Annotated in this window: 15 protein-coding genes and 1 tRNA gene; 6 read left to right on the forward strand and 10 right to left on the reverse strand. The window is 73.4% G+C overall.

Annotated elements, in window-relative coordinates; translation table 11 throughout:
- Nucleotides 1-45: 45 nt before the first annotated feature.
- The 8 genes from selB to ACTWO6_RS17700 form a co-directional block, all read right to left on the reverse strand.
- Nucleotides 46-1,809, reverse strand: a complete 1,764-nt coding sequence (gene selB / locus ACTWO6_RS17665; RefSeq protein ID WP_446214927.1) for a selenocysteine-specific translation elongation factor — start codon at nucleotides 1,807-1,809, stop codon at nucleotides 46-48.
- 2 nt (nucleotides 1,810-1,811) lie between these two features.
- Nucleotides 1,812-3,110 carry an L-seryl-tRNA(Sec) selenium transferase gene (gene selA / locus ACTWO6_RS17670; protein WP_446214928.1) on the reverse strand — a complete coding sequence of 433 codons (1,299 nt, stop codon included), beginning with the start codon at nucleotides 3,108-3,110 and terminating at the stop codon, nucleotides 1,812-1,814.
- Between the two features lie 22 nt (nucleotides 3,111-3,132).
- Nucleotides 3,133-3,228 (reverse strand) — tRNA-Sec (locus tag ACTWO6_RS17675).
- Between the two features lie 451 nt (nucleotides 3,229-3,679).
- Nucleotides 3,680-5,233 (reverse strand): OFA family MFS transporter, encoded by a 1,554-nt coding sequence (locus tag ACTWO6_RS17680; protein ID WP_446214929.1) that lies wholly within the window; start codon nucleotides 5,231-5,233, stop codon nucleotides 3,680-3,682.
- A 365-nt stretch (nucleotides 5,234-5,598) separates the two neighbouring features.
- Nucleotides 5,599-6,915 (reverse strand): NrfD/PsrC family molybdoenzyme membrane anchor subunit, encoded by a 1,317-nt coding sequence (nrfD, locus tag ACTWO6_RS17685; protein WP_446214930.1) that lies wholly within the window; start codon nucleotides 6,913-6,915, stop codon nucleotides 5,599-5,601.
- Nucleotides 6,912-7,955, reverse strand: coding sequence for a 4Fe-4S dicluster domain-containing protein (locus tag ACTWO6_RS17690; RefSeq protein ID WP_446214931.1), 1,044 nt, complete (start codon nucleotides 7,953-7,955; stop codon nucleotides 6,912-6,914). Before ACTWO6_RS17690 ends, nrfD begins: the two co-directional genes overlap by 4 nt.
- Nucleotides 7,948-11,274, reverse strand: coding sequence for a formate dehydrogenase (gene fdh / locus ACTWO6_RS17695; RefSeq protein ID WP_446214932.1), 3,327 nt, complete (start codon nucleotides 11,272-11,274; stop codon nucleotides 7,948-7,950). The genes ACTWO6_RS17690 and fdh overlap by 8 nt, the downstream gene beginning before the upstream one ends.
- 430 nt (nucleotides 11,275-11,704) lie before the next feature.
- The gene (locus ACTWO6_RS17700; RefSeq protein WP_446214933.1) at nucleotides 11,705-12,295 is read right to left on the reverse strand and encodes a hypothetical protein; all 591 of its coding nucleotides are present in this window, start codon (nucleotides 12,293-12,295) and stop codon (nucleotides 11,705-11,707) included.
- A gap of 491 nt (nucleotides 12,296-12,786) precedes the next feature.
- Between ACTWO6_RS17700 and ACTWO6_RS17705 the strand changes: the two genes are divergently transcribed.
- The 3 genes from ACTWO6_RS17705 (at nucleotide 12,787) to ACTWO6_RS17715 (ending at nucleotide 15,749) form a co-directional block, all read left to right on the forward strand.
- Nucleotides 12,787-13,128, forward strand: a complete 342-nt coding sequence (locus ACTWO6_RS17705; RefSeq protein WP_446214934.1) for a hypothetical protein — start codon at nucleotides 12,787-12,789, stop codon at nucleotides 13,126-13,128.
- The gene (locus tag ACTWO6_RS17710) at nucleotides 13,125-13,778 is read left to right on the forward strand and encodes a nucleotidyl transferase AbiEii/AbiGii toxin family protein (RefSeq protein WP_446214935.1); all 654 of its coding nucleotides are present in this window, start codon (nucleotides 13,125-13,127) and stop codon (nucleotides 13,776-13,778) included. Before ACTWO6_RS17705 ends, ACTWO6_RS17710 begins: the two co-directional genes overlap by 4 nt.
- 177 nt (nucleotides 13,779-13,955) lie before the next feature.
- Nucleotides 13,956-15,749 (forward strand): bifunctional metallophosphatase/5'-nucleotidase, encoded by a 1,794-nt coding sequence (locus ACTWO6_RS17715; RefSeq protein ID WP_446214936.1) that lies wholly within the window; start codon nucleotides 13,956-13,958, stop codon nucleotides 15,747-15,749.
- 50 nt (nucleotides 15,750-15,799) lie between these two features.
- Here ACTWO6_RS17715 and ACTWO6_RS17720 read toward each other — a convergent pair whose 3' ends face one another.
- Nucleotides 15,800-15,991, reverse strand: coding sequence for a hypothetical protein (locus tag ACTWO6_RS17720; RefSeq protein ID WP_446214937.1), 192 nt, complete (start codon nucleotides 15,989-15,991; stop codon nucleotides 15,800-15,802).
- A gap of 99 nt (nucleotides 15,992-16,090) precedes the next feature.
- Here ACTWO6_RS17720 and ACTWO6_RS17725 point away from each other — a divergent pair, with 99 nt between their 5' ends.
- Complete coding sequence (locus ACTWO6_RS17725; protein WP_446214938.1) at nucleotides 16,091-17,125, forward strand: NAD(P)-dependent alcohol dehydrogenase; 1,035 nt, start codon at nucleotides 16,091-16,093, stop codon at nucleotides 17,123-17,125.
- Nucleotides 17,126-17,176: 51 nt separating this feature from the next.
- Here ACTWO6_RS17725 and ACTWO6_RS17730 read toward each other — a convergent pair whose 3' ends face one another.
- The gene (locus tag ACTWO6_RS17730) at nucleotides 17,177-18,343 is read right to left on the reverse strand and encodes a geranylgeranyl reductase family protein (RefSeq protein WP_446214939.1); all 1,167 of its coding nucleotides are present in this window, start codon (nucleotides 18,341-18,343) and stop codon (nucleotides 17,177-17,179) included.
- Between the two features lie 138 nt (nucleotides 18,344-18,481).
- Between ACTWO6_RS17730 and ACTWO6_RS17735 the strand changes: the two genes are divergently transcribed.
- On the forward strand, nucleotides 18,482-18,718 hold the full coding sequence (locus ACTWO6_RS17735) for a hypothetical protein (RefSeq protein WP_130335954.1): 237 nt from the start codon (nucleotides 18,482-18,484) through the stop codon (nucleotides 18,716-18,718).
- Between the two features lie 70 nt (nucleotides 18,719-18,788).
- Nucleotides 18,789-20,234 (forward strand): MFS transporter, encoded by a 1,446-nt coding sequence (locus ACTWO6_RS17740; RefSeq protein ID WP_446214940.1) that lies wholly within the window; start codon nucleotides 18,789-18,791, stop codon nucleotides 20,232-20,234.
- Nucleotides 20,235-20,258: the final 24 nt, after the last annotated feature.

Here is a 20,258-nt window from a genome sequence, read left to right on the forward strand (position 1 = left end):
GTAGGCGACCGCGCCGGCCGGGCGGGTCGCCTTCGTCCGCGCCGGTCAACCCGGCGGGGCGACCACCTCACGGGCGTCGTCGGGCAGCCGGCGGGTGGCGCCCCGCCGGTCGAGCAGCTCCAGCAGCGGCACGGCGACCCGGCGGGTGGTCTCCAGGGCCTGCCGGGCGGCGCTGAGGGTGAACGGCTGCGGCAGGCGCGCGAGGACCCGTACCGCGTCGTCGAGCGCGCCCGGGAGCAGCACCACGTTGTCGGCGAGCTTGAGCAGGGCGCCGGCCCGCACCGCCGCGCCGATCTCCCGGGGACCGAGCCCCAGGTCGCCGAGGCGGTGCGCCTCGGGGGCCTGGAAGGGGCGGTCGCCGTACTCGGCGCGGACCCGGTCGACGGCCCGGGCCACCGGCTCCGGCAGCGCGTCGACCGCCGCCGCGGTGACCCGGCCGGCGCGCAGCCGCAGCGGCGGCCGCAGCAGCGCCTCCACCAGCGCCCGGTCGGGCAGGGCGAGGCGCTGGCGCAGCACCTCCACCGGCACCCCGGGTTCGAGGGGATGCTCCCTCGCGTACCGGGTGACCTCCTCGGTGAGCCGGACGCCGAGGCGGCGCCAGTGCTCCGGGTCGGCCAGCCAGTCCCCGGCCACCGGCACGACGGTGACCGGCACGCCCATCCGGGTCAGCTCGCCGCCCCGGACCAGGGCCCGGCGGCGCAGCTCCCCGGCGAGGTCGGGCCGGCCGTCCAGCCCGGCCAGCGCCACCGCGCGGGCGGTCGCCGCGCCGCGGCGGCGCAGCGGCGGCGGGGCCACGTCCAGGACGGTCACCCCGCCGGCGACGTGGTGCCGGCCCGGGTCGCGCAGCAGCGCCCGGTCGCCGATCAGCAGCGGCAGCGGGCGGGCCAGTCGCAGCCGTACCGTGTCGGGGCCTAGCGGCCGGACCCGGGCGGCCACCGCGGCCGAGCCGACGTGCAGGGTGAGGGTGGCCGGCAGGTCGGCGGCCGGGTCGCCGGCGAGTCGCACGTCCAGCAGGTCGGTCAGCCGGAAGCGGCCGGGGCTGAGCAGCGCGTCGCCGCGGGCGACCCGGTCCCGGGACACCCCGCGCAGGTTCACCGCCACCCGGGCCACCGCGTCCACCCGCTGGTGCGCGGCGTTCAGCGAGTGCAGGCCGCGGACCCGGACCGGTTCGCCGGTGGCGGCGAGCTCGAGTTGGTCGCCGACGTGCAGCCGGCCGCCGCCCAGGGTGCCGGTGACCACCGTGCCGCTGCCCCTGATCGTGAACGAGCGGTCCACCCAGAGCCGGACCGGGGCGTCGAGCGCCGGGGCGGGCAGCCGGGCGGCGAGCCGGTCCAGGGCGGCCCGCAGCTCGGGCAGCCCGGCGCCGGTCGCGCCGCTGACCGCGACCGCCTCCACCGCACCCAGGGAGGTGGCCGCGAGCTCCGCCCGGGCCTGCGCCAGCGCCGGCCCCGGGTCGGCGAGGTCCGCGCGGGTCACCGCCAGCAGGCCGTACGACACCCCGAGCGCGTGCAGGGCGGCCAGGTGCTCGGCGGACTGCGGCATCCAGCCCTCGTCCGCGGCGACCACGATCAGCGCGGCCGGCGCCGGCCCGACCCCGGCGAGCATGTTCGGCACGAACCGCTCGTGCCCGGGCACGTCGACGAGGGCGACGGTGCCGCCGGAGGGCAGCGTGGTCCAGGCGAAGCCGAGGTCGATGGTCATCCCCCGGCGGCGCTCCTCGGCCCAGCGGTCGGGCTCCATCCCGGTGAGCGCCCGGACCAGGGTGGACTTGCCGTGGTCGACGTGTCCGGCGGTGGCCACGACCCACATGCCTACTCACCCACCCGCAGGATCGCCTCCCGTACCGCCCCGTCGGCCTCGGCCGGTACGCAGCGCAGGTCGAGCAGGAGGCGGCCGTGCACCACCCGGCCGAGCACGGGCGGCTCGCCGGTGCGCAGCGGCTCGGCGTACCGCTCGGGCAGGCTCAGCGCCCACGAGTCGAGCTCCACCCCGGGGGCGCCGCCGCCACCGACCACCGAGACGCAGGGCACCACCTCGGCCTTGCGGCCGTCCTCCCCGAGCCGGTCCCGCAGCCGCTCCGCCCGGTCGCGCAGCACGGCCGGGTCGGCGTGCAGCGCGTCCCGGGTCGGAGTGGTCGGGGCGTGCAGGGTGGCGGCGAGGGCGGCCAGGGTGAGCTTGTCCACCCGCAGGGCCCGGGCCAGCGGGTGCCGGCGCAGCCGCTCGACCAGGTCGGCGTCGCCGAGCAGCAGCCCGGCCTGCGGACCGCCGAGGAGCTTGTCGCCGCTGGCGGTGACCAGCGCCGCGCCGGCGCGCAGGGTGCTCGCGGCGTCCGGCTCGTCGGGCAGCAGCGGGTCGGGGGCGAGCAGCCCGGAGCCGATGTCGGCCACCACCGGCACGCCGAGGGTGGCGAGCTCGCGCATCGGCACCGCCGAGGTGAAGCCGGTGACCAGGAAGTTCGACGGGTGGACCTTGAGCACGAAGCCGGTGCGCGGGCCGATCGCGGCGGCGTAGTCGGCCCGGGTGGTGCGGTTGGTGGTGCCCACCTCGCGCAGCCGCGCGCCGGTGCTCGCCAACAGGTCGGGCAGGCGGAACCCGTCGCCGATCTCGACCAGCTCGCCGCGGCTGACCACGATCTCCGCGTCGGCGGCGAGCGCGGTGGCGGCGAGCACCAACGCGGCGGCGCCGTTGTTGACCACGTGCACGGCCGCCGCGTCGGGCACGGCGGCGGCGAGCGCGTCGAGGGTGTCCCGGCCGCGGCGGGCCCGCCGGCCGGTGCGCAGGTCCAGCTCCACGTCGGTGTGCCCGGCGGCGGCGGCCATCGCCTCGACCGCGGCGGCCGACAGCGGCGCCCGGCCGAGGTTGGTGTGCAGCACGACGCCGGTGGCGTTCAGCACCGCCCGGGGCGCCGGCGCCGGCAGGTCGGCCAGCGCGGCGTCGCGTACCTCTTCGGGGGTGATGTCGCCGCGGCGGGCGCGCTGCTGCGCGCGGACGATCGCGGCCTTGACCCGGTCGCGGCCGAGCGTGCCGGCGGCGGCGGCGAACGCCGGGTCGGCGAGGAGCGCGTCGGTGCGCGGCACCCGCCGACGCGGATCGGCCGTGCCGTCGGGCATGCGTCATCTCCCTGCGCCTGCTTGGCGGAGACGGACGGGAATCGAACCCGCCTGGCCCGGGTCCCGGACCACACCGGTTTTGAAGACCGGGAGGGGCACCAGCCGCCTGAACGCCTCCGCCCAGCAGTCAACCACATATGATCTCCATCCGCCGGGCGAAGGGAGTGACCGCGCCGGCCCGGCTCAGGGCCCCGACGTCTCGAAGGGCGGCCGCGGCTTGCCCGGGCTGGTCGGCAGGTACGCCAGCGACCCTGCGCAGCCGGACACTTTGTGTACTGGGCTACACGAACAACGAGTTGAGCATCGAGCAGAAGGCGCGGGCCTTGCGAGTCGTCGCCGACCATGCCGCCGCCGGGCGGTTAGTCCTCGAATACGAGACCACGCCGCTCACCGATGCCGCTGCGGCGTGGTCACGGCAAGCCGATGGGCGCCGCACAAGCCGGATCGTGCCTACGCCCGGCGGTACGACGCGCGCACTACCTAAGGCGTTCCTGCTCTTCCCCGGCGGCGGAGGCGGGTGTGTGGGCGGTAGCTGCTGGAGCGGACGGGTCGCGTGACGGGAGCGGCGATCACTCGGTGATCAGCTTCGCGGCGGTGATGCCGGTCTGTACCACGCCGTAGCCGAGCAGCACGGTGACCAGCGCCCACGATATCCAGAGCCGGGCCTGCTGCGGGGCCACGGCGTTGGCCGCGGGCCGGCTCTCCGGCCGCAGGGCGACGGGGTCGGTCCGTTCGGCGGGCGCTACGGGAACCGCTCCGCCGGTGTCCGGTTCGTGGAAATGTTCCGGGACGGGACGGACCAGCAGGTTGGCGATGAATCCGACGGCCAGCACGGCGACCATGGTGACCAGCGCCGGCCGGTACGCCGAAGCGGTGAGCGTGCCCGGTTTGCCCTGGGCGTCGAGGACGCCGTTGACGATCAGCGGCCCGGCCACGCCGGCGGCGGACCAGGCGGTGAGCAGCCGGCCGTGAATGGCGCCCACCTGGAGAGTGCCGAACAGGTCGCGCAGGTAGGCGGGGATGGTGGCGAAGCCGCCGCCGTAGAAGGAGATGATGATGCCGGCCAGCAGCACGAACAGCACCGTGGCGGTGTGTCCGACCAGCGCGAGCAGGGTGTAGAGCACCATGCCGAGGCCGAGGTAGACCACGTAGATCGGCTTGCGGCCGATGATGTCGGACGTCGACGACCACACGAACCGCCCGGCCATGTTGAATAGCGACAACACGCCCACGAAACCCGACGCCGCCGCGATCGAGACGGCCGACACGCCGTTGTCGCGGAAGAAGTCCTGGATCATCGGGGCGCCCTGCTCCAGGATGCCGATGCCGGCTGTCACGTTGGTGAACAGCACGATCCAGAGCAGCCAGAACGAGCGCGTGCGGATCGCGTTCGCCGCGGACACGCTCGCCGTGGTGACCAGTGGCTTGGCCCGGACCGAGGCGGGATCGAACCCGGCCGGGCGCCAGCCGGGTGGGGGAACCCGCACGTTCAGCACGCCGAGCATCATGATCAGGAAGTAGCCGACGCCGAGCGTGAGAAAGAGTCCTACCAGCGCGCTGCCCGAGGCCACCGCACCGGCTTTGGTGGGGTGGAAGCCAGGATCGTAGAGCGAAAGCAGCTGACGGGAGACCGGGCTGGCAAGCAGCGCGCCGCCGCCGAAGCCCATGATGGCCATGCCGGTGGCGAGGCCGGGCCGGTCCGGGAACCACTTGATCAGGGTGGAGACCGGCGAGATGTAGCCGAGGCCGAGTCCGATGCCGCCGATCACCCCGTAGCCGAGGTAAAGCAGCCAGAGCTGTTTGGTGGCGATGCCGAGCGCCCCGACCAGGAAACCCGCTGCCCAGAAACACGCGGAGGTGAACATCGTCTTGCGGGGTCCGCTGCGCTCCGCCCACGTGCCGCCGACCGCCGCGGAAAGCCCCAACATGACGATGGCGATGCTGAAGATGACCCCGATAGCCGTCTGGCTGGCCCCGAAATACGCGATGAGGGAGTTCTTGTAGACGCTGGTCGCGTAGACCTGCCCGATGCACAGATGCACCGCCAGCGCCGCCGGCGGAATGAGCCAGCGACTGTATCCGGGAGGGGCGACGGTATGGCGGGGGTCGAGCACCGACAACATGGGTATGTTCCCCCTCCTGCGAATCATTGGGAATCCGCAGTGCGACAGCTGTGGGCACGTGTCCCACTGAGGTGTGCGGCGGCCTACCCGAACCGGGTCGGATCAAACCCAGGCGCGGCCGGAGCGAGCCGGTGCAGGCCAGCGGACGACGGCGACGGCCCGACCGCACCGGGGCGGTGATCACCGCCCCGAAGCCGAAGCCCGCCACGGCGATGCCGGTGATCAGGCCGCGCCGGCGAGCACGGCCGCCACCACGAGACCCCACCGGCCCCGTGTCGGTTGTCGATTTCCCCGCGGACCCGCGGTTGTTGTGGCCATGAGCTGAACCCCCGTGTCGGCTCATGGGCCTCGCGCCTGATCCGTGGCTACCCCGGATTCGGGCCGGCGCCCGGCCCGCTGTCGTCTGGTGTCCGCCCGTCGCGCTGCCGTGCGCGCTCCCGCTGCGGCACCACGGTGTACTTCGGGTCCTTCGCGGAGGCGACTCCGCCGTGGAAGATGCCGAACCGGGTGCACACGGCGGCGGCCAGCAGCGCGCCGCCGGAGAGCGCGGAGAGCGCCCGGCTGCGCCGGCCGACCAGCGCGCCCGCCACCCCGGCGGCGGTCAGCACCCGCCCGGCCCGCAGCAGCCGGCCGGCGCTGCCGACCGCGTAGGGCTCGCTGAGCAGCCCGAGCCGGGTCTCCACCCGGTGCGAGCCCCACAGCTCCAGGGCCGCGCCGGCCACCGCCATGCGCCGGGCCGGGCCCGCCTGCGCCGGCGGCGCGGCGATCAGCCCCACACCGGCGCCGCTGGCCAGGGCGCTGCCCGCGAAGATGGTCGGCAGTTCCGGGTACGCCTCATGCCAGGACGGCACGGCCGTGTCGGCGAGCAGCACCCCGGTGTACGTCGCGAGGGCCGGCGCGGTGACCGCGGCGACCAGCCCGGCGGCGTGCCCGACCGGGGGCAGCAGCCGCCGGCCGAGGCCGAGCAGCCCGCGTTCGGGCAGCCAGGGTGCGGCCTCGGCGACCGCGGCGACCCCGGCGGCCGGGCCGAAGACGCTGAGGATCCAGGTGCCCACCGACATCGGCGAGGTCAGCTTCGCCACCCGCAGCATGTGGTGGAACCGGCTCGGCCTGCCCAGGTCGTTGACGAGGAAGTACGCGCTGGCGCTGACCGCGGCCAGGGACGTGACCCGGCCGGCCCGGCGCAACGCCGGCCGCCCGGTGAGCTGCCCGCCGGCGGCCAGCAGCGACGAACCGGCGGCCAGCCCCCCGGCGAACAGGTACGCGGCGATGTCCCACTTCCACACCGGCGCCTTGAGGATGGGCCGGCCGTAGTAGGAGGTGAACTCGGCGGGTGGCACGTTCAGCTGCTCCCCGCCGCCGCCCTTGCGGCCCCGCCGACGCGACCGCTCGATGGGCTCGACGTCGCGGGGCGGATGCGGCGCCAGGCCGGCCTCGGCGGCGCCGACGTCGGTGCGCGCCACGCCCTCCCCGGTCCCGGTGGCCCGGCTGCCCTTGACGCCCTCGCCCGCCCGGGTCGGGACCAACTGGCTGCCGTTCGCGCCTCCGCCGGACACGGGGCTCACCTTCGGCGCGTGTCCGGCGCGCGGGCCCGGCCCGCCGAGGCGCTCGGGGCCCTCGGCGGCGAGACGCTCGCGGAAGCGGCGGAACAGGGCGCCCACGGGGGCGCGGTCCGGACTCACGATGAACCTCCGACGAACGCGGCGACGGCCGCCGCCACCATGGCCAGCGCGGCCAGGCCGGCCCGCTTGTACATCTTCGGCAGGTCGCGGGTGGTGACCACCGGGTCCGGGGGCAGGCCGTACACCTCCGGCTCGTCGAGGAGCAGGAAGAACGCGCCGTCGCCGCCGACGCCGTCGGTCGGGTCGTGGCCGTAGAGCCGGGCCTCCGGCACGCCCCGCTCGTGCAGCGTGGCGACCCGCTGGGCGGCCCGCTCCCGCAGCTCGTCGAGCGACCCGTACTGGATCGACTCGGTCGGGCAGGCCTGCGCGCAGGCCGGGGTCATGCCGGCGCCGAGCCGGTCGTAGCAGAGCGTGCACTTCCACGCCCGGCCGTCGTCCTTGCGCTGGTCGATGACGCCGTACGGGCAGGCGGAGATGCAGTAGCCGCAGCCGTTGCAGATGTCCTCCTGCACCACGACGGTGCCGAACTCGGTGCGGAACAGCGACCCGGTCGGGCAGACGTCCAGGCAGGCGGCATGGGTGCAGTGCTTGCAGACGTCCGACATCATCAGCCAGCGGAAGTCGGTGCGCGACTCGGCGCCGGTGCCCCGGCCGGGCGGCTGGGCGCCCGGCATGCCGAGGAGCTCCGGCCCGGCGGCCATCCGGGCGGCGGCCTGCGGCTGCCCCGGGGGCACACCCGGATCGGTGCCGCTGTCGTTGCCCACCTCGGCGGCGATCGCCGCGGTGGCCGGGCTCGCCGCCGGCCCGGTCGGGTCGCCCTCGAACGGCGGGGTGCGGTGCCCCGCCGGGCGGGGCTGCTCGATGAAGGCCACATGCCGCCAGGAGTTGGCGGTCAGCGCGCCGGTGTTGTCGTACGACATGCCGAGCAGGTCGAAGCCGGACGCCGGGACGGCGTTCCACTCCTTGCAGGCCACCTCGCACGCCTTGCAGCCGATGCAGACGCTGGTGTCGGTGAAGAAGCCCATCCGGGGGCCGGCCTCGACCCAGCCGGCGTCGGGCGCCGGGTCGAGCGGGCCGTAGAGGCTGTTCGCGTCAGGCATCCCCGTCTCCGTCCTGCGCCGCCGCCTCGGGGGACTGCTCGTCGGTGCTGCCGGCCGCGTCCTCCCCACCGAGCACGTCGGTGGTGACGATCGGCACCTTCCGGTCGGCGGTCATCCCGGCCCGCCGCTGGTAGTCACCGACCAGGTCGAGCAGGGCCGGGCCGGTGGGTCGCCGGCCGGGCCGGACGTCACAGGTGCCGACCTTGCTCTCCTGGATCAGCACGTTCGGGTCGAGGGTGATGCCGATCAGGTCGTTGGCCGAGTCGCCGGTGACCAGGCCCTCGCTGCCGAAGTGGTACGGCAGCCAGAGCTGGTGGATCACCCGGCCGTCCACCCGCAGCGGGGTGAGCCGGTCGGTCACCAACACCTTGGCCTCGATCACCGCGCGGCCGCTGATCAGGTGCGCCCAACCGAGGTGCTCCAGCCCCACCTCGGCGGCCAGTTCCGGGGACACCTCCACGAACATCTCCGGCTGCAGCTCGGCGAGCGGCCGTACCGTGCGGCTCATCCCGCCCGCGGTGTGGTGCTCGGTGAGCCGGCTGACCGTGAACACGTACGGGAAGACCTGGCTGTGCGGCTCCGGCGGGCTCGGGTTGATCCGGTTCAGCGGGTGCTCGTAGATCTTGCGGGTCGGGTTGGCCTGCTGCCCGTACAGCGGGTTGCGCATCGGCGACTCGGCCGGCTCGTAGTGCGTCGGCAACGGCCCGTCGAGCACCCCGCGCGGCGCGTAAAGCCAGGCCTTGCCGTCGCCCTGCATCACGAACGGGTCGTCCCCGGCGAGCGCCTCCGGCCCCGAGGCGTCGTCCGCCGGCCGGTACGTCGGCGGCTTGGTCTTCTCGAAGTCCGGCACGTCGTGGCCGGTCCACTCGCCCTTGTCCGCGTCCCACCAGACGTACTTCTTCCGCTCGCTCCACGGCCGGCCCTGCGGGTCGGCGGAGGCGCGGTTGTAGAGGGTGCGCCGGTTGGCCGGCCAGGCCCAGCCCCATTCGGGGGCGACCCAGCTCTGCTCGTGGCCGGGCTTGCGGCGGGCGGCCTGGTTGACCCCGTCGGCGTAGACGCCGCTGTAGATCCAGCAGCCGACCACGGTGGAACCGTCGTCCTTCGCCTCGGCGAACGCCGACAGCGGACGGCCGGTGGCCACCTCGTACCCGTTGATCTCCTTGAGCACCGCCTCGGCGCTCGGCTCGGCGTACTCGCCGTGGGTCGGGTAGTCCCAGGCGAGGTCGAGCAGCGCCCGGTCGCGGGGCTTGGTGGAGGCGGCCAGCTTCTCCCGCAGCACCCGGCCGAGGTGGTAGAAGAACCACAGCTCGGAGCGGCAGTCACCCGGCGGGTCGAGGGCTTTCTCCCGCCACTGCAGCAGCCGCTGGGTCTGGGTGAAGGTGCCCTCCTTCTCCACGTGCGAGGCGGCGGGCAGGAAGAACACCTCGGTGCGGCACTCCTCCGGCACGATCTCGCCGGTGGCGATCTCCGGGCTGTTCTTCCAGAACGTGGCACTCTCGATCATGAACAGGTCGCGGACGACCAGCCAGTCGAGGTTGGCCATGCCCAGGCGCTGGGCCTTGCCGTGCGCCGAGCCGACCGCCGGGTTCTGGCCGAGCAGAAAGTAGCCCTTCACGTGGCCGTCGATCATGTTCAGCACCTGCTGATACGTCCCGTGGTCGCCGGTCATCCGGGGCATATAGCCGTAGCAGAAGTCGTTCTCCGGCGTGGCCGCGTCACCCCAGTAAGCCTTGAGCAGGCTGGCCGCGAAGGCCCGCGAGTTGCCCCAGAAGCCCTTCTGGCCGGGGTGGCGGATGCTGTCCACCCACCTGGCGAAGGTCGGGTGGTCGGCGTGGTGCGGCATCGGCAGGTAGCCGGGCAGCAGGTTGAACAGCGTCGGGATGTCGGTGGAGCCCTGGATGCTGGCGTGCCCGCGCAGCGCCAGGATGCCACCGCCCGGCCGCCCGATGTTGCCCAGCAGGGTCTGGATGATCGCGCCGGTGCGGATGTACTGCACGCCGACGCTGTGCTGGGTCCAGCCCACCGAGTAGACGAGCACCCCGGTCCGCTCCCGGCCGGAGTTCTCCGTCCAGGCCCGGGCGAGTTCCAGGAACTTCTCCTGGGGGATGCCGCAGACCCGCTCGACCATCTCCGGGGTGTAGCGGGCGAAGTGCCGCTTGAGGATCTGGTAGACGCAGCGGGGGTGCCGCAGGGTCTCGTCCCGGTGCGTCTCCGCCGCCACCGGCGCGCCGTGCGACTCGTGCTCCATCCCGGCCGCGGTCTCCCGCTCCTTGCCCGTCCCCCTGGCCCGGGTGCGATTCCCGTGCCCCTCGTACTGCCAGCTGCTCTGGTCGTACGAGCCGGTCTCCGGGTTGTAGCCGGAGAAGAGCCCGTCCAGGTCCTCGGTGTCGGCGAACCGCTCGTCGACGATGGTGGCCGCGTTGGTGTACGCCAGCACGTACTCCCGGAAGTCCAGCTCGTTGTCCAGGATGTACCGCACCACGCCGCCGAGCAGCGCGATGTCGGTGCCCGCCCGGATCGGCAGGTACGTGTCGGCGACCGCGCTGGTCCGGGTGAACCGCGGGTCGACGTGGAAGACCTTGGCGCCACGGGCCTTGGCCTCCATCACCCACTGGAAGCCCACCGGGTGGGCCTCGGCCATGTTGGAGCCCTGGATGATGACGCAGTCCGAGTTGATCAGGTCCTGCTGGAAGTCCGTCGCGCCGCCGCGACCGAAGCTGGTCCCCAGACCGGGGACGGTGGCGGAGTGTCAAATGCGGGCCTGGTTCTCGATCTGGAGCGCCCCCATCGCCGTGAACAGCTTCTTGATGAGGTAGTTCTCCTCGTTGTCCAGCGTCGCCCCGCCCAGGCTGGAGATGCCCAGCGTCCGGTTCAGCGGCCGGCCGGAGTCGTCGACGTCCTCCCAGGTCTCGTCACGGGCGGCGAGGACCCGGTCGGCGATCATGTCGAGCGCGACGTCGAGCTCCAGGTCCTCCCACTCCGTGCCGTACGGCCGGCGGTAGCGGACCTTGGTCTGCCGCAGGGGGCTGGTGACCAGGCTCTTGCTGGCCGACCCCTTCGGGCAGAGCCGACCGCGGGAGATCGGGCTGTCCGGGTCGCCCTCGATCTGGGAGACCTGCCCGTCCTTGACGAACACCCGCTGCCCGCAGCCCACCGCGCAGTACGGGCAGACCGAGCGGGCCATGCTGTCGGCGGTGTCGGTGCGGGCGGTCAGGCCGGCCGACCGGGCGGACTGCGCCGCGGCGCCCCGGCCGAGCGGGTCGGTGCCGGTGAGCTGCCGGTAGACCGGCCAGCCTTCGATGAAGGTCCGGAGACCCAACCGGAACACCCCCTCCCGCTGGCGGAAGCTGACCTTCTGAACATAGGCCAGTGATCGGGCGCCCGCGACCCGAGTGGCAGATCATCTCGCGGCACCGGCCCGTCCCGGCCGGCATCCTCATCTGGGTGCACAGACAGCGGCGCCCCGGCCATCCGGCCGGGGCGCCGCTGGGCGTCGGTGTGCAGGTCGCCTCTCGGCGAGTGGCACGACGCGGCTCCAGCCGAACGGTATTCCGCGAAGGCAATTTAGGTGAGGCCCGGGGACACTGGACACACCGACGCTCTGCACAACGATGCCACCCGGTCCGGTGTTCCGGCACCCCCGGTGAGCGCCGTCACTGGCGGCGGTCACGGCCTTTTCGTGAGTGCGTGGATACGCCGCTGGCCGGCACCCCTGTCTCGGGGTGCCGGCCAGCGGCGTGCTCTACAGGTCAGCTGTTCCAGTGCTGGGCGACCAGGTCGGCGGCCTGCTTCTCCCACTGGGCGTAGGCGTCCGGGTAGGCCGACACCTGCACCGTCTGCGCGGCCTCGGTCAGCGGCATGTCCCGCCACCCGTCGACCTGCTTCAGACCCTTCTCGAACGCCAGGGTCGCGTACTCCGGGTCGGTGATCTGCTCCGGCGTACCCCAACCACTCGACGGGCGCTGCTGGAACAGGCCCAGCGAATCGTGGTCGTTGCGGTCACCCAGGTGACCCAGGTTCTCCAGCTTCGACTCCTGCAGGCTGGTCGCGATCGAGATGACCGCGGCGCGCTCCGGCAGACCCGCCTTCTTCGTGGCGGCGATGATCGCCTTCGCGTTGGCGGTCTGCTCGTCGTTCAGGGTGATCTTCGACTGCGCGCCCTGCACACCGTGCGGGATCAGCTTCTTCTTGTCGACGCCCGGCTTGTCAGCCTGGACCGCGACGGGCTTGCCAGCCACCGGGGTGGTGTCGGCGTGAGCGGCGACCGGACCGGCGAACACACCACCGGCGAAAGCCAGACCAGCAACACCCAGCACGCTCTTACGAATCATCGAAGTCATGATGAAGCTCCTCGGGGGGTTGGCGTCAGCGCCGATGGGGGTCAGCGGCAGACGCAAGCACCGTCAGGCGCTCACAAGCACAAGGGGGGAAGTCTCTGCCCGGTCCGACCGCGGGGCGGGGGCCTCTTCGCGGCGCCGGGACCATATGTAACGACCGGCGGCCCGCCATCATTCCGGGGCCCGACCATCGGCCCGGTCGAGCGGGCCAGGTACTCGGTCGTACGCCAGATGTAACGACCCCGGCCAGGCCATCATTCCGGCCCCGGGATGCCGCCGGTCACACCCGGAAACGGACACCCGGCCCAGACCGCACGTCGCCTGGCGGGCCGGACCGGACACCCGGCACCACATCCCCGATGTGGCGGTATCCGCGCCTGTCGGACACCGTTACATCGGGGACACGGAGTCGACCACGCAAAAGAAGAGGCATCGCCAGGGAAACCCCACAACTGGAGAACAGCGCGAAGCAGAGTTGGCGTTACCCTGACACCATGCAGGCGCTCTCCCCCACGTCGACCCCGGTGGCCCCGCTGGCCCGACCGGGTCGCCCCGCCGTGGTGGCCCGCACCCTCGCCGAGCTGACCGGCCCCACCCGGGGCATCGTCGAGCTACCGGTACGGCTGATGTGGAGCAGTGAGCGCGTCTTCGACCTGGGTGACCCGGACGACCTGCTCTGGATGTACGAGAACGTGCTGCGCGAGACGACCCGCACCGACGACCTGCGGGCGCTGATCAACGGCCGGACGCTGCGTCGGGTGTGGCGGCGGCTGAACCTGCCGCGGGGCGTACGCGTGGCGTGGGAGAGCCGGCATCGCGGCCTGCGTACCGCGTGACCCACCTGCACGACTTCTACCGGGAGGTGGCCCGGGTGGCCCTCGCGGCCGCCGGGCCGCACCGGTTCGTGCTGGGCGGCGGGGTGGCGTGGGCGGCGCACGGGCTGGTCACCCGCCCGACGGAGGACGTGGACCTGTTCGCGGACGTGGAGGGGGCGGCCGCCGCGGCGGCGGCCGGGGTGCGCGCGGCGCTGGAGCGGGCCGGCTACGAGGTGGTGGACGCCGACCCGGACAGCGAGCTCGGTGAGCTGTTCGACGGGTTCGACCGGGACCTGCGGGACTTCGTGGTGAGCCGGGACGGCCGGCAGATCCGGTTGAGCCTGGCCCGCCTCGACCGGTACCGCAGTCCGGTGGTGATGGACCTCGGCCCGGTGATGGACGTGCGCGACCTGGTGGCGAACAAGACCGCCGCGCTGGTCAACCGGCGCGAGGTGCGCGACTACATCGACGTGTCCTCGGCGCTGGAGCACTACGACGTCGCGGAGCTGCTGGAGCTGGCCCGCCAGGTCGACCCGGCGCTGGACCTGGCCGACGTCCGCGCCGCGGGGCGCTACCTGGACCGGGTGCCGGACCGTCGGTTCGCGCGCTACGGGCTCGACGCGGCCCAGGTGGCCCGGGTGCGCCGCCGGATGGCCGCCTGGCCCCGGTGACGTAGCCGGACTCCTGGGACGCGAAGAAGACCCCGGATGGCCGGCGTGTTACGCGCCCGCGGCCGGTGGCGCTGGTGTGGTGAAACACCTCGGGCCGCTGTGACAGGAGTGACAGCGGCTGGCTATGGTGCGCAACTGCGCCCACGAGGCGCGTCCACCCCCATGGAAAGGCACGGCATGACCTCCTCCTCCGGCGCCTCGCGCCGCCAGGTGCTCGCCGTTGCGGCCGCCGCCGCGACCGCCCCCCTGATCGCCGGCGCCCCGGCCCGGGCGGCCGAGTCGAAGGGCCCGAAGACCTGGGACCTGACCGTCCTGGGCACCTCGGACACCCACGGCAACGTCTACAACTGGGACTACTACAAGGACGCCGAGTTCGACGACAGCAAGCACAACGACGTCGGCGTCGCCAAGCTGGCCACCCTCGTCAACCAGATCCGCGCCGAGCGCGGCAGCAAGCCGACGCTGGTCCTCGACGCCGGCGACACCATCCAGGGCACCCCGCTGGCCACCTACTACGCCAAGCAGGAGCCGATCACCACCACCGGTGAGACGCACCCGATGGCCAACGCGATGAACGTGCTGAAGTACGACGCCGTCACGCTGGGCAACCACGAGTTCAACTACGGCCTGCCGCTGCTGGCGCAGTGGATCGGTCAGCTCGGCTTCCCGGCCCTGGCCGCGAACGCGATCAACGAGGCCACCGGCAAGCCCGCCTTCCTGCCGTACGTGATCAAGAAGGTGGCCCTCGGCGGCTACGACTCCCCGACCATCAAGGTCGGCATCCTGGGCCTGACCAACCCGGGCGTGGCGATCTGGGACAAGGCCAACGTCGAGGGCAAGCTGGTCTTCGCCGACATGATCGCCACCGCCGCCAAGTGGGTGCCGATCATGCGCGAGCGCGGGGCCGATGTCGTCATCATCTCCGCCCACGGCGGCGACAGCGGCACCTCCAGCTACGGCCCGGAGCTGCCGAACGAGAACCCGGTCGCGCTGATCGCCGAGCAGGTCCCGGGCATCGACGCGATCCTGTTCGGCCACGCGCACAACGAGGTCGTGCAGAAGTTCGTCACCAACACCGCCTCCGGCGAGCAGGTGCTCACCTCCGAGCCGTCCAAGTGGGGCCAGCGCCTCACCCGGATGGACTTCACCGTCGCCAAGCAGAACGGCCGGTGGACGGTGCTCAGCAAGTCCGCCACCATGCTGAACACCAACACGGTGGTCGAGGACCCGGCGGTGCTCGCGGCCGTGCGCGGCCAGCACACCAAGACCGTCTCGTACGTCAACACGGTCGTCGCCCGGTCCAGCGTGGAGCTGTCGGCCGCCGAGTCCCGGTACAAGGACACCCCGATCCTGGACTTCATCAACCACGTCCAGACCGAGGTGGTCACCGGGGCACTCGCCGGCACCGCGTACGCGGGCCTGCCGGTGCTGTCGATCGCGGCGCCGTTCAGCCGTACCGCGATCTTCCCGCAGGGCGACGTGCGGATCCGCGACGTCGCGGGCCTGTACGTGTACGACAACACCCTGGAGGCGGTCGTGCTGACCGGCGCCGAGGTGAAGGCCTACCTGGAGTACTCGGCGAAGTACTTCCAGACGTTCGCGGCCGGCGACACCGTCGACCCGGCGAACATCAGCGACCCGCTGGTGCCGGACTACAACTACGACGTGATCTCGGGTGTCGACTACGACATCGACATCTCGAAGCCGGTCGGCCAGCGGATCACCCGCCTGGTCCTGCCGGGCACCGACACCCCGGTCGCCGCGGACGCCCAGTTCGTCATCGCGGTGAACAACTACCGCCGCAGCGGTGGTGGCAACTTCCCGGGCATCGTGAAGACCCAGGTCTACAACCAGCAGCAGGAGATCCGCCAGCTGCTGATCGACTGGGCGCAGGCCAAGGGCGTCATCGACCCGGCCGACTTCTTCGTGCCGAACTGGAGGGTGGTCCGCGAGGGCGTGCCGGGCTTCTGATCCGTACCGTGCGACGGGCCGTGGGTTCGCACCCACGGCCCGTCCGCGTCTCAGCCGCCCGGGCCGAGGCGGAGGTTCCACTCATCGGGGCTGCCGGCCGGCTCCGGGCGGTCCCGCCGGGCTTCGGTCTCGGTGAACTCGACCCGCTCTTCGGGGCCAACCCGCGGCGGCAGCTCACCGAAGCGCACGTGCCGCAGGAACGCGTACTCCTCGTCGGTGAACGACTCGACCGGCTCGCTCATACCCGCATTGTGCGTCCGCCCGTCGACCGCCGCATCAACCTGACGGTCGTGGGTAAGCCGCGCCGGCGGCGGTCGTCGGCGACGAGGCGGAGGACAGACATGCGCGCGGTACGGATGACCGCTCCCGGGGTGCTGGAACAGGTGGAGGTGCCAGCGCCGGACGCCGGGCCGGGTGAGGTGCTGCTGCGCGTGGGCGCGGTCGGCGCCTGCCACTCCGACCTGCACATCCTCGACGCGCCGGCCGGGATGTTCCCCACCCCGATCACCCTCGGCCACGAGATCGCCGGCACGGTCGACACCGTCGGCGCCGGCGTGACCGGCTGGTCACCCGGGGACCGCGCCGCCGTGTACGGGATCATCGGCTGCGGCCGCTGCCGCGCGTGCCTCCGTGGCCTGGAGAACCAGTGCCGGGTCGTCGCCGTGGGTGGCATCGGGCTCAGCCGCGACGGCGGGCTGGCCGAGTACGTGGTGGTGCCGGCGTCCCGGCTGCTGCACGTCGGCGACATGGAGTTGGAGCAGGTCGCCCCGCTCACCGACGCCGCGCTGACCCCGTACCACGCGGTGGAGCTGGCCCGGCCGAACCTGCGCCCCGGCACGTCCTGCGTGGTCATCGGGATCGGCGGGCTCGGCCACATGGCGGTGCAGATCCTGGTCGCCACCACGGCGGTACGGGTCATCGCGGTGGACACCAGCGTGGCCGCGCTGGACCTGGCCACCCGGCTGGGCGCCCACGAGGTGGTGCATGCCGGCCCCGACACGGTCGAGAGGATCCGGGCGACCGTCGGCCCCCCGCCGGACGGGGCGGACGTAGTGCTCGACTTCGTCGGGGCGGACCCCACCCTGACCACCGCCCGCCAGGTCGTCGCCACCGGCGGTCGGGTGATGCTGGTCGGTCTCGCCGGCGGGACGCTGCCCGTCCGGCCCGTCGCCGACGAGCCGCCCACCCTGCCGTTGGAGACCAGCGTGGAGGTCCCGTTCTGGGGCACCCGGGCCGAGCTGCAGGAGGTGATCGCGCTGGGCCGCGCCGGGCTGCTCCAGGCCGACGTGCAGCTCTTCCCGTTGGAACGGGCGCCGGAGGCGTACGAGCTGCTGCGGCGGGGCGAGATCCACGGACGGGCGGTGATCGTGCCCTGACCGGTCAGGAGTGCTGGAGGACCATGGCCAGCACGTCGGCGAGCCGGGCCTTCACCGCGTCGCCCCCGCCCCGGCGAGGGGCCCCGACCGGGCCGGGGGAAGGCGGTCCAGCAGGGCCAGGGCCGCCCGGACCGGCCGGCGGGCGAGGGTCTCGTCGAAGCTGGCCCGGCCCTGGCAGAACCGGACGAACATCCGCCAGCCCGCCGGGGTGGCCAGGAGCCCGTGGAAGACGTCCGGCCGCCGCTCGAAGACCTCCAGCAGCCGGTGCCCGGCCCGCATCGACGGCGCCAGGAGCCGCTCCACCTCCCGCTCGTAGCCGGCCAGGTCACCCCCGGCGACCGCCGCGCCGGCCAGCCGCCCGGACCGCAGTGCGTAGCTGATCCCCTCCCGACTCCACGGCTCCAGCAGCCCCGCCGCGTCCCCGGCGACCAGCACCCGGCCGCGGCGCACCGGCGAGTCCTCCGCCCGGCAGCGGGTCAGGTGACCCGAGTCATGCTCCGGGGTCACCCCGGACAGGCCCAGCCGGTCGACGAAGTCGCGCAGGTAGGCCCGGGTCCGCTCCCCCTCGCCCCTGGCGGCGATCACCCCGACGGTGATCCGGTCGCCCTTCGGGAAGACCCAGGCGTACGACCCGGGGACCGGCCCCCAGTCCAGCAGCAGCCGGCCCCGCCAGCGGTCCTGCTCCTCCGGTGACACCGGCAGTTCCAGCTCCAGCCCGAGGTCGACCTGCCGATGGCGGACGCCCACGTGCCGGGCGGTGACCCCGGAGGAGCCGTCCGCGCCGACCACGGCCCGGGCCCGCACCATCCCGCCGTCGGCCAGCCGAAGGCGTACCTCGTCGGGGTCCTGCTCGACCGCGCGGACGGCGACGCCCTCGCGGACCTCGGCCCCGGCGGCGACCGCGGCGGCCCGCAGCCGGTCGTCGAACTCCTCCCGACGGACCATGGCCACCAGCGGCCCGGCGGCGTGCCGGCGGGTGAAGCCGCGTCGCCCGTCCCGGGTGAACGTCACCCGGTCGACCCGGTCGTGCACCGGCACCTCGATCCGGTCGGTGACCTCCGCCAGCGACGTGCCGATCAGCCCTCCCCCACAGGTCTTGTAGCGGGGATGGGTGGCGCGCTCGACGACCAGCGTGCGCACCCCGGCGCGGGCCGCGGCGTGCGCCGCGGAGAGCCCGGCGGGGCCGGCTCCGACGACGGCGAGATCCCAGACGATCACGGTTGCAGCCTAGGCCACCCCCGGGCCGGAACGCCCGGTGTGACTCCCCGATCGGGTGGGCATCAACGGACACCCGACGGGTAACCGCCGGGAGCAGGCCGCCCGCGGGCCGGGCGGGTCACGCCGAGGAGGAAAGCCATGCAGCAGGTACGACTGTCGGAGGTCGAGGAACGGGTCTACCAGGCGGTAACCGCGCTGGAGACCCGGGGACACGTCCCCTACCCCGACCTGATCGCGCAGGAGACCGGGATGAGCGAGGAGGAGCTGAACGCGCCGCTGCACCTGCTCACCGAGAAGGGCCTGCTGCACCGGGAGGACTCCCCGATGGCAGGGCTGGACTTCGGGCCGCGGTGGTGCGCTCGCCAGATGGCGTGACGTCCCGTTTGCCCCTCGAGGGCCCGGGTAGCGATCAGGAATGCATGATCGGCGGTCTTCGGGGGGCACCATGAGCACGGACCGGTCGTCGGCACCGGCCGACACCGGCGGGTACGACGAGCGGAAGCGCTGGCAGGCGCTCGGCGTCGGCCTGGTCGCCGCCTTCATGACGCTGCTCGACGTCAGCATCGTCAACGTCGCCGTGCCCTCGATGGACCGCGCGCTCGGCGCGACCCCCAGCGACCTGCAGTGGGTGCTCTCCGGGTACGCGCTCACCTTCGGGCTGGTGCTGGTGCCCGCCGGACGCTTCGGCGACGCCCGCGGCCGGCGCAACGCCTTCGTCCTCGGGGTGGCGCTGTTCACCCTGACCAGCGCGCTGGCCGGACTGGCCCGCTCGCCCGAGTGGCTGGTCGCGGCCCGACTGTTGCAGGGCGCCGCGGCCGGCATCGTGAACCCACAGGTAAGCGGCCTGATCCAGCAGCTGTTCCGGGGCGCGGAACGCGGTCGGGCGTTCGGCCTGCTGGGTGCCACCATCGGCATCTCCACCGCCGTCGGGCCGCTGCTCGGCGGGCTGCTCATCCAGCTCGGCGGCGAGGAGCACGGCTGGCGCTGGGTGTTCTTCGTCAACGTCCCGGTGGGCATCGTCGCGGTGCTGCTCGGCTGGCGGCTGCTCCCGGCCCGCCCCACCGGCCAGCAGGACCGGCACCGCCTCGACCCGATCGGGGTGCTGCTCCTCGGGATCGGGGTGACCCTGGTGCTGCTGCCGCTGGTGCAGCGCGAGCAGTGGCACACCCAGTGGAAGTGGGCGCTCATCCCGGCCGGCCTGGCCGTCCTGATCGGCTTCGGCCTCTGGGAACGGTGGTACGCCCGACACCGGCCGCCATTGTTCGACCTGCGGCTGTTCGCGCTGCGCTCGTACAGCCTCGGGGCGCTGATCGCGCTGCTCTACTTCGGCGGGTTCACCGCCATCTTCTTCATCTTCACCCTCTACCTGCAGAATGGACTCGGCTACAGCGCCCTCATCGCCGGCCTGGCGATCACCCCGTTCGCGCTGGGCTCCGCGGTGGCGTCGGCCCTCGGCGGCCGGGTCGTCACCCGGTACGGCCGACCGCTGGTCGCCATCGGCCTGCTCGTCGTGGTGATCGGGCTCGGGGCCACCGTCTGGGTGCTGCGCGGCTCGCCGTCCGGCTCCGTGCCGCTGCTGACCGCGGTGCCGCTGCTCCTCGCCGGGCTGGGCAGCGGCCTGGTCATCGCCCCGAACCAGACGCTCACCCTGTCGGAGGTGCCGGTACCGCAGGCGGGCAGCGGGGCCGGCATGCTCCAGACCGGCCAGCGGATCGGCTCGGCCGCCGGCATCGCGGCCGTCGGGTCGTTGTTCTTCTCCTCGCTGGCCAGCAGCCGGGGCGACTGGTCGACGGCCTTCCGGCACTCGCTGCTGCTGGCCAGCGGCATCGTCACGCTCGCGCTGGCGGCGGCGGTGGTCGACATCGCCGGTGGTCGCCGCGGATCGCGCTAAAGGCCCCCTCCCCGAGCGGGGAGA

The organism is Micromonospora sp. IBHARD004, from assembly GCF_052814115.1.

Coding starts and splice junctions, on each gene's coding strand:
- selB (WP_446214927.1), bottom strand. CDS start 1,809: ATGTGGGTCGTGGCCACCGCCGGACACGTCGACCACGGCAAGTCCACC.
- selA (WP_446214928.1), bottom strand. CDS start 3,110: ATGCCCGACGGCACGGCCGATCCGCGTCGGCGGGTGCCGCGCACCGAC.
- ACTWO6_RS17680 (WP_446214929.1), bottom strand. CDS start 5,233: ATGTTGTCGGTGCTCGACCCCCGCCATACCGTCGCCCCTCCCGGATAC.
- ACTWO6_RS17690 (WP_446214931.1), bottom strand. CDS start 7,955: ATGCCTGACGCGAACAGCCTCTACGGCCCGCTCGACCCGGCGCCCGAC.
- ACTWO6_RS17700 (WP_446214933.1), bottom strand. CDS start 12,295: ATGACTTCGATGATTCGTAAGAGCGTGCTGGGTGTTGCTGGTCTGGCT.
- ACTWO6_RS17705 (WP_446214934.1), top strand. CDS start 12,787: ATGCAGGCGCTCTCCCCCACGTCGACCCCGGTGGCCCCGCTGGCCCGA.
- ACTWO6_RS17715 (WP_446214936.1), top strand. CDS start 13,956: ATGACCTCCTCCTCCGGCGCCTCGCGCCGCCAGGTGCTCGCCGTTGCG.
- ACTWO6_RS17720 (WP_446214937.1), bottom strand. CDS start 15,991: ATGAGCGAGCCGGTCGAGTCGTTCACCGACGAGGAGTACGCGTTCCTG.
- ACTWO6_RS17725 (WP_446214938.1), top strand. CDS start 16,091: ATGCGCGCGGTACGGATGACCGCTCCCGGGGTGCTGGAACAGGTGGAG.
- ACTWO6_RS17735 (WP_130335954.1), top strand. CDS start 18,482: ATGCAGCAGGTACGACTGTCGGAGGTCGAGGAACGGGTCTACCAGGCG.
- ACTWO6_RS17740 (WP_446214940.1), top strand. CDS start 18,789: ATGAGCACGGACCGGTCGTCGGCACCGGCCGACACCGGCGGGTACGAC.